Annotated in this window: 6 protein-coding genes; 4 read left to right on the top strand and 2 right to left on the bottom strand. The window is 33.5% G+C overall.

All coding sequences use genetic code 11. From position 1 onward, the window contains the following. Positions 1–443: 443 nt before the first annotated feature. Entirely contained in the window at positions 444–1,910 is a 1,467-nt protein-coding gene (locus tag ACP6PL_RS29570; RefSeq protein ID WP_426548937.1) for a hypothetical protein, read from the bottom strand. A 186-nt stretch (positions 1,911–2,096) separates the two neighbouring features. Between ACP6PL_RS29570 and ACP6PL_RS29565 the strand changes: the two genes are divergently transcribed. The 4 genes from ACP6PL_RS29565 (at position 2,097) to ACP6PL_RS29550 (ending at position 6,637) form a co-directional block, all read left to right on the top strand. Further along, positions 2,097–2,258: a hypothetical protein gene (locus ACP6PL_RS29565; protein WP_426548936.1), complete on the top strand. Its 162-nt coding sequence runs from the start codon at positions 2,097–2,099 to the stop codon at positions 2,256–2,258. A gap of 282 nt (positions 2,259–2,540) precedes the next feature. Then, positions 2,541–4,358 (top strand): glycosyltransferase family 39 protein, encoded by a 1,818-nt coding sequence (locus ACP6PL_RS29560; RefSeq protein WP_426548935.1) that lies wholly within the window; start codon positions 2,541–2,543, stop codon positions 4,356–4,358. Between the two features lie 625 nt (positions 4,359–4,983). Beyond that, positions 4,984–5,640, top strand: a complete 657-nt coding sequence (locus ACP6PL_RS29555; RefSeq protein WP_426548934.1) for a hypothetical protein — start codon at positions 4,984–4,986, stop codon at positions 5,638–5,640. A gap of 289 nt (positions 5,641–5,929) precedes the next feature. Beyond that, positions 5,930–6,637 carry a hypothetical protein gene (locus ACP6PL_RS29550; RefSeq protein ID WP_426548933.1) on the top strand — a complete coding sequence of 236 codons (708 nt, stop codon included), beginning with the start codon at positions 5,930–5,932 and terminating at the stop codon, positions 6,635–6,637. Between the two features lie 695 nt (positions 6,638–7,332). Here ACP6PL_RS29550 and ACP6PL_RS29545 read toward each other — a convergent pair. Then, a complete protein-coding gene (locus ACP6PL_RS29545; protein ID WP_426548932.1) occupies positions 7,333–8,889 on the bottom strand; it encodes a TolB-like translocation protein in 1,557 nt (518 codons plus the stop codon). Between the last annotated feature and the right edge of the window lie 304 nt (positions 8,890–9,193).

Here is a 9,193-nt window from a genome sequence, read left to right as displayed (position 1 = left end):
TCCCCATCTCCCCACACTCTTTATCTAATTACACCAATACTAGCGGATTTGATATTATACAGTCATCGCAAAATTACTTGCTCTTAATATTAAAGGAATTTAAAAATTCAATAGTTCAAATCCTTTCTTTTTCCTGACTCCTGGCTCCTGGCTCCTGGCTCCTCAGCAATACGATAACTAATATCATGTCCGCTGGTATCGGAGCGTGTAAACCAAAGGGTGAATATCTACAGGAAATTTAAGTTTTTTCGGGGTTAATACCCTTCAATAAAGCCTGACAAAGCAAATTTCTAAATTCTCAATTCTAAATTCTCAATTCTTACCCTTTTACAATACCGATGCTACCGGACATGATATAATTACCCCGATTCTATATAAGTGGTGCAGCGAAACGAAAATAATTATCCATTATCCATTGTTCATTATCAATTAATGAAATAAACCTATTTTTTCACCTCAAAAATCTTTCTCAATAAATTAAACCAAAAATCAGCTCCCATAGATATTGCAATTCCACTAACTATCCAACCCAATAATCTTTTCAATCCTGCGAAATAATTTGTGTTATCTTTTATCTTTTGACCCCAACCAATAGGCAGTTGTAACTGATCTAAAGCTTCATCTACCTCAGCTAAAGCTTTATCTACCTTAGCTTTAACCGTTGGTTCTTCTTCATTTGGGTTATTATTAGCTTCCATGACTACCTCCTCAGAATAATTACTAATAGTTTCTCGCAGTAAAGAATCTTTTGATAAAGTATCAATTATATGTAATGTATCAACATTAGCAGCTATAGCAATAGTAAAACCAATCAAAAAAGCCACGCCTCTAGCATTACGTTTGTAAACACCACCAGCTCTTTCCATGCCATTATCAAACCAATTCTCAACTTCTTTCTGAAATTGATGAAAAGTACTACCTGTTTCTGAAATTTTTGTAGTCGCTTGTTTCGCTAAAATATATAAACTTTTTTGCAATGGTCCAGGCAGTACATCAACCATCTCCTTAATTGTCTTATATATCTTTCCCTTTTTACCTTCCAATTGTGTTTCTACAGATTCTCCCATTTCTACCAACTTCCCCCAGAACTTCAACAAATTAGAAAAACTTGGCTCCATATCAGCGCTCAAGACTTGTTTCTCCTGGGGATTTACTAATACTCGTCTGAGTAAAGTCATTTTCGTGCTAAATTCAGAATGGGCTATTGGTGGCAAATATTTTACAGTTGTTTTTGTATATAAATTTAGTCTATCTAATATTCGATCCAAGGTCAAATTTAAACTTGCTAAATTGTTTTTATAGTTGTAATAAATTTGATTTAATTCTTGTACTAAACTCTTATATTCCTTTGTAATCATCTGCTTTCTTCGAGGGCCTTCTAGATTCAATCCATATAAAGTTTTCTTGATCTTGACCAAAGTTTTATTCAGAAAATCTTCTAATTTATATTCACTAATTTTTTTCATTGATTCTTCGACTTTTAAAGTATCCATCAAACTAGCCGCAAAAGTATTTGATGGAATATAAGAAGGAGCAGTTTTTTCTGTACCAAAAATATTTTTAATTCCAGTTAAAGTTTGAATTAAACTACCAATACTTGCAACAATTTTCCTAAATCCTCTCTCTAACGGACCTTTGCTACCACTATAGTTAAGATTTTTGATTAATTGATTTTGATATAAAGACTGAGTTAGCTTTTGTGTCTTTTCTAATTGTGGATTTGATTGGGGACTTTGGTTCTCAAGATCGAGTCCGCCAGCAATTAACTCTTCAATTGATTTTTTTAAGTGGGTAGCTCGCCATTGCAAAAGTATTGTTATAATCCCTTGAATTTCACTGGCTAGTAAACTGAAACTAAGGTAAATAAAGATTAAACCAATGACAATATCTAAAATTATAGGAAAGTTCATGTTAACTTGATTAGTGACTCAAAAACAATGTGATTCTAAATTACCAAAATTATAGGTTGTCTGTGCATCAAAAAACTATAGGAATTATCATTTTGTATAGCAACACCCGTGGCACAGCCAAGAGGAGGTTCGATACCTTATTTCTTTGGTCATGTAAGTATTCTTCCCTAGGAAGTTTAAATTATCATGGAATGTCCTATATTTGGCCATGATGGAGCTGTCAAAAAACCACTAAAGGTGTGCATAGTAATGGTATGGCAGATGTGGGAATTGTACGAGGTATCAGAGGTGTGGGAAAAAAAATATATATTCTCACTATTACGCAAGCAAGACTACCAAGGTAGTTAATAGTACTATGGTTGAGTTTACTAACAAATTTTTACTGACCACCACGCATTCGCTCGTGGCTTCGACTTTTGATACTCTATACTATTGGCGACAAATTCAGCCTAAAAAAAATTCCCAAACTGCTACAAACTTATAAGTCAAACAGGCCAGAAAAACAAATAATTTCTACAATAAATACCTATTAAATTTTTATTAATTATTTTGACAAATAGAATTAAATATATTAGTAAGCTCTAAATTAATTATTACGAGTTAACTTTTAAGAAAATTTAACCAATCTAGATGAAAAAAAACAACATTAAACTACTACTGAAAAATCAATGGTTTCACCTAATAATATTATTATGCTGGCTGACAATTGGCATTATACTCCGCAGCACAAATTTAGCTGACAAATCTGCCTCATCAATTGAAATTGCTACATTAGGCTATAGCTTAGGGCATAGCTTTTTTGACCTACCCTTAGATCGAGTTATAACTCTTGATCAATTGCTCTCACCCTTGCAATTTGAGTCCACTTCTACTCCCACTGATGTAATTCATCAGTTACTCAGTGAGGATACTCATCCTCCGCTCTATTTTGTCATAAATCATTTGTGGTTTAACTTATTTAGCACTGATGGAGAAATAGTTTCTCTCTGGGTGGGGCGATCGCTCAGTGCTATTTTCGGAGTAGCTGCTATTCCGGCAATTTTTGGCTTGGGTTGTTTGGCGTTTTCCCCATTAGTAGGTCATATAGCAGCAGCATTAATGGCTATTTCTCCTTATGGCATTTACCTCGCTCAAGAATCTCGACATCACACCCTGACTATTGTATGGATTATTGCTTCTATAACTTGTTTGCTCGCAATAGTACCCTATCTGAAAAAACACAGAATATTTCCAATTTGGCTCGGATGTGTTTGGGTTACTATCAATAGTTTAGGAATTGCCACCCATTATATTTTTATCTTGGTGTTAGCTACGGAAGGATTAGTTATTGGAAGTTTTTGGTTGAGAGATATACAAAACCGATTTCAAAGTTATTGGTGGCGAATTTATCTAGTTGCTCTGGGAACGTTTATTGGTTGTTTGGTTTGGTTACCTGTAGTGATAGGTGTTGCTAATAATCAACTTACTGACTGGATTTCAACTAGCTTCGATCTTGATGAAATTTGGCATCCTATTCCTCGTTTGTTAGCTTGGATATTAACAATGGTATGGCTTTTGCCCATTGAAGGAACAAGTTTGTTTGTGACTATTTTATCTGGAGTAATACTTTTGGGTATGTTGATTTGGGTTGCTCCTACTGTATGGCGAGGGTGGAAAGCACAGATGAATGATATGGAAAACCGTTTATCTTTTCAGGTTTTTGTCACTTTTTTTGCAGGAGCGATCGCTTTATTTTTGGTTATCATTTACGGTATGGGTAGAGATTTATCTCTTGCTGCTCGCTATCACTTTGTTTATTTTCCTGTTGTCATTATTTTATTAGCTGCAATTTTGGCGAAATGTTGGAATAATTATGAAAATCAGACAGAGGTAGAAAATATTTTTTCTGACAAAGAAATAGGTAAAATAAAAAAAGAAGGAGCAACAAAAAAGGATTTGATTATTACTTCTGCCACAAGTCTAATTGTTTCTAATTTAAAACAGATTAACAAGAGAGTTGTAATTGTAGTTTTATTAATAGGTTTATGCGGTGGATTAACCGTAATTAACAATTATGGTTATCAAAGGTCACGGCGTGCAGACCTTCTGGTTGAGGAGATTCAAACACAATCTAAAGCTGCACCTTTAATTGCCACAACTTATCAAACCCATGCAGAAATTCGTGCTTTAATTGCACTTGGTCTAGAGTTTAAACGTCAAAAATATAAAACCAATATCTCGGATTTTTTTCAACCTCAATTTTTATTAGTTAAAAGACAACAAAATCAAAAATTAACTCCTGATTCAACTTTAGCTAAATTTCTCTCTGAAACATCACGACCACTTGATTTATGGGGAGTTAATTTTAAGGTAGAAGCAAATGAATTAGAAACTTTTAATTGCCGAAAATATTCTGATTATCAACCAAAAGTTAATGGTTATCGTTATAGGTTGTATAATTGTCGTTAATTTTGGTCAGAATTTTCAATTTATCAAATTTTACTTTGAGCTTTTGAATTTTGACTTCCATGAAATGTTATATAGCACTTCTCATAAAGATGAGGTACATTTACGATCCCCCTCCCTTAAAAAGGGGGTTAGGGGGGATCTGGGGGCAGGGGGGGATATAATATCAAATCCGGTAGCATCGATGTAATTAGATAAAGAGGGTGGGGAGTGTGGGGAGATGGGGAAATAAGCGTGCATATTTAGCAATAGCTGAAGATGGAACATTTTTTTATACCGAATTAAGCGGATTTGATATAAAACTGTATCTCACCGATTTGAGAAACGCTATATCATGTCTGGATGAACAGTTATAACTAAACCTCGTAGTATTGCTCTACCCCTCTAGTTAACGAAGTCAGAAATCAGAAGTTAGAAAGGGGAGCAGTCAGATTTGTAAGGTACAGAAGTTGTTTTTGTAATGGGGATTTGAGCAAGTATCCAAAAACATTTCGCTTGAAAAGGCGGGTTTGAGCGACCCAATTATTTTGATAAATATTTCTAGGGCTAGAGCAATACTACAAACAAAAACTTTTCGATCGCCTAGGCTCTAGATATGATATAGTAAATTATTTTTTTGTTATTTCAGATGATTAATTTATCTCCAAAACAGGTTATTAGATTCTTCATATTTATTATTATTGGCTTGAGTATTACGAGTATTATAGGACAGTTTTTTGAATATTATACCCAGCATAATTCTCAAGAACTAATTGATAAAATAAACGTAGATGGAGAATATACTATTCCTTCATTATTTTCTTCTTTTAATTTAATTTTTTCCTCAGTTCTTCTGGGGTTAATTTCCCGTAAAAAATTGCAAAACCAAGATAAATATACTCGCAAGTGGATAGGCTTATCTGTCATATTTTTCTATCTAGCACTTGATGAAACAATTAGCTTGCACGAACAGCTAATTCATCCTTTAAGAAAACTGCTGAATGCCACGGGAATATTTTATTACACGTGGGTAATTCCAGGATTAATATTGGTTATTGCTGTTACATTGATTTATTGGAAATTTGTTCAGGCTCTACCTCCAAAAATAAAATATCTATTTTTTCTATCTGGAATATTTTATGTTGGAGGTGCAATTGGCATGGAAATGATTAATGGATATTACGCTTATTTATATGATAGTGAGATGTTTGTTTATGAAATATTGGTAACAATTGAAGAATTTTTTGAAATGTTAGGAATTGCTGTATTTATTTATGCGCTTTTGTGCTATCTAAAATTAGATTGAATTGATTATTGAACATTTGTATCATGTTCGGTTAAAGAGTTTTAAATAACCAGGTAAGAATCAGGAGGCAAGAGAAGAGAGTTTAAAGGTATAAGGAGGAAAAAGTTTTAATGCTATAAAATATTACTTTTGACTGTCTTGAGTGCGTCTTAACATTCTGGAGGGGCTGTGTGCGGAAGTAATTCCGCACTTTATACGCCCCGTAGGAGACCTCAGAATTACGCACTCGATCCATGACTTTTGATTTCCGTAAAACAGTATTACTTTTTCCTAATTCAGGTTTGATTAAATGAAATTTAAAATCACAATTTCTCCTTTTAATGTTGCTAAATACTTAACTTTTGGCATAATATTCTTAACTATATGCAGCATTGCTATTCAGATAGGTAAATACGTTTTTGATTACCGCGAACCCTGGACAAGAATATTTAACCTTGACCGAGAAATGAATATTCCCACTTGGTATTCAGGTTTAATGTTAGTATCTTGTGGATTAATTATTCGTGGCATTTTTTCTATCAAAAAATCAGAGTCTGACCGTTGGTGGCGACAATGGCGAACTCTCTCAATTATCTTTTTTATATTAGCAATTGATGAAATAGCTAGTATCCATGAAATTTTGATTATTGATGACTTAGCAGATGCCCTAAATCTTCCTAGTTTCTGGCATTCTGTTTGGGTAATTCCCGGAACAATTTTAGTGGCTATTTTTCTCTGGAAATATTGGAAATTTATTCTGTATTTACCAAATCAGTTAAAACGATATTTCATAATTGCTATTAGTATATATATTGGTGGTGCATTGGGTATGGAAATGGTGGGAAGTTACTACGATGGAATTGATGGTCAGCAGAATTTAGTTTATGCAATGTTAGCCACTATAGAAGAAGTCATGGAAATGATGGGATGTGTGTTTTTTATCTATGGATTATTAACTTATTTAGGTGAGTTAAGTCCAGCAATACAAGTTGACTTTTATATTAAAAATAAGAAGTAAATTTATGTCACAGTAGAAGTAAGGAAGAAGGAAGAAGGGGTAGATTTTCAAAAAAAGGAGACAACAATATATATAACTAGTGCAGGATGACGGAAATATGTTACCAGTGACAAAATACTCAAAGCCTTACCAATCAAAACTTTTGACTTCCCCTCCCAGGAGGGGTTAGGGGTGGGTTGAATTCTGACTTCCGCGTAGCGGTACTAGGGCTTGCTCAATAAGTCTTTTAGTAGGGGAAAGGAATCAGGAGTCAGGAGGAATGGAAATTATAAAGTAGGTAGTCATAAAAATAGTCCCTTAATTTTTTGGCCTCGCGTTACCCCAAAATGCTCACTTTTTCAGATATATCAACTGAAAAGCTGGTACTTTTTCCATACCTAAAATTGTTCAAACATTTATATGTCAATGCTTTGATATTTAATCAGCAAACCTTAACTATCTAAAATGAATTGGAGTAGCTATTTTTAAGCATATCCGATCAACCTCTACCTTTTCGTAGCATTATTTTTTCAGGCATAGTATAGCAGTCGAAGCAAAGGGCGCGGACAGATCAAAAAATTTCAAATAATTGCCTAAAACTCTTACTTTTATCAAAGTTTTTAGCCTATCAAATCTGGCATTATCAATTCTTAATTCCCTATTTTCTTGATTTCTTCCTCCCAATTCTCAATTCTCAATTCTCAATTCTTAATTCTCTAAGGTGCCCACTTAGGATTAAAACCAGTTAGAGGTAACTCTTCTGGTTTTAATTTCCATGGAGAATCATCTTCTGGCATTTTCGAGTCTAAAGGTAACATCCATAGACGACTAATTTGTCTGTTTTTTTCAGTATTTTCTTCTGCATCCTCTTTGTTAGAAATTGTCACCATTTGGTCAAATAATAATGCTAAACCATCTGGTGATAAATCCAGATTAACTTCCCGTTGGTTAGGCAAAATAACTAATGGTCTTAAAAAATTTCTCTTAATATCAAATGCTGCAATATAAGGTTTTTCTTGATATTCTTCTGGATTTTCTACTACTTGGGTTAATAAGCAATATAAAATAGTTTTAGTCTGGTCAAATTCTGCACTAAGAATATTACCATAAGGACGAGTCCGTAATATCTCCCTTTCCTCACCTTGATTAGTCACAATATATAGGGATCTTGTACCATCTTGATTATATTTTACCATTGTTGCCATCGAACCATCTGGGGCAAAACTCAATACCGTTCCAAACTTTGGTAAAAATATTAAATCCCCTGAATCTGTTTCTGGATTTATTGACAAAATAGAAGTTCCTTTCCCTTGTAAAATCACTAAATTCTTGCTATCTGGTGTAATTAAAAAGTCTCCACCCTTTTGAATTATTCCATCTTTATTTGTTAGTGGTCTTACTTCTTTCCCTAATTCTAATACCCAAGGACCTGCATCAAATACATCTTTTCTATTTACCCGTTGAATTATAATTATTTTACCATCAGGAGATAAGTCAAATTTCAAGTTTTGGTATTCTAAATTATCCAGAACTTTTTCAATTTTGCCTAAAGCTTCTCTAGAATCTCGTTTTTCTCCAGGGGATTCAGAATTAATACCAGTTGTCACAGTATATATTTTTTGTTCTAAAAGACTTGGGACTTCATTTTTCCTTTCAACTGCTGAAAATAAAATCTTTTTTCCCTCCGGAAAAAACTGAAAATCTAATACTTCTAGATTTTGAGGAGTGAGCAATATTGGCTGTTGCTCTTTAGTCAAATTAATTAATACTAACCTACCTTTTTCTTGACCTTGAAAGCCTATATAAGCAAATGCGCGATCGCGACTTTGAAATGAACCTTGAAAAGGCTGCATTACTTGCCCTTGATCTAGTCCATAAAACCTTTCTTTTGCCTCGGATAATTTTAATTTATATTGATTACCATAGGGAGCAGGTTCTAAAATAGTATAAGCCATTCTCCGACCTGCCCAACTTACTTTTCCTGGTAAAGATGGTTCAATTTTTAAGTTTTTTTCAACAGTAGCATGATTCATTGGTCGATTAAAATTTAGGATAAAAGCTGTATCTTCAGCTCCTATATTTTTATTTTGCCAGCTAAAATCTCTAACTTTTGGAGCGGTATTGCCTCCACCTAAAAATAATAAGCAAATTAACAAACTTAAAGCGATAATTAAACTAATAGCAACTCGGTCAAGAGGTTGTCGTAATTCCTGTAAAATAATGTCTTGAGCTTCCCGAAAGAGATGATTAATTTTTTGGCTGAAATTTACCATAAATTTTACCCTTACATTCCACAGATAACACCAGAATTTTATATCATAGCAAATCAACTTTACTAAGATTGTATGTGAAAGAGTCCAACTCTTAGCTGTTTAGAGTATAATAGTTAAATTTTGTTTCATATCATGTTTGGTTAAATAGTTATAAATAGATATAATACTAATTCCACAAAATAATGCTATAATTAATAACTTTTCAAATAGATGACCTGACGTCACAATCAAAACCTTGTAGGGATGTTGGATGTAATGTCCCTACTGTGGTCTACCCATAAACAAAACCGCTGTATTCAATAAT

It is taken from the genome of Dapis purpurea BLCC-M126 (assembly GCF_050015975.1).
GTDB lineage: Bacteria > Cyanobacteriota > Cyanobacteriia > Cyanobacteriales > Microcoleaceae > Trichodesmium.
The sequence above is the reverse complement of the archived record's forward strand: the minus strand, read 5'-3'. Positions and strand labels throughout refer to the sequence as shown.

What these genes read in the sequence shown, in the direction of transcription:
- ACP6PL_RS29560 (WP_426548935.1), top strand. Translation starts at nt 2,541, where the DNA reads ATGAAAAAAAACAACATTAAACTACTACTGAAAAATCAATGGTTTCAC.
- ACP6PL_RS29545 (WP_426548932.1), bottom strand. Translation starts at nt 8,889, where the DNA reads ATGGTAAATTTCAGCCAAAAAATTAATCATCTCTTTCGGGAAGCTCAA.
- ACP6PL_RS29550 (WP_426548933.1), top strand. Translation starts at nt 5,930, where the DNA reads ATGAAATTTAAAATCACAATTTCTCCTTTTAATGTTGCTAAATACTTA.
- ACP6PL_RS29555 (WP_426548934.1), top strand. Translation starts at nt 4,984, where the DNA reads ATGATTAATTTATCTCCAAAACAGGTTATTAGATTCTTCATATTTATT.
- ACP6PL_RS29565 (WP_426548936.1), top strand. Translation starts at nt 2,097, where the DNA reads ATGGAATGTCCTATATTTGGCCATGATGGAGCTGTCAAAAAACCACTA.
- ACP6PL_RS29570 (WP_426548937.1), bottom strand. Translation starts at nt 1,910, where the DNA reads ATGAACTTTCCTATAATTTTAGATATTGTCATTGGTTTAATCTTTATT.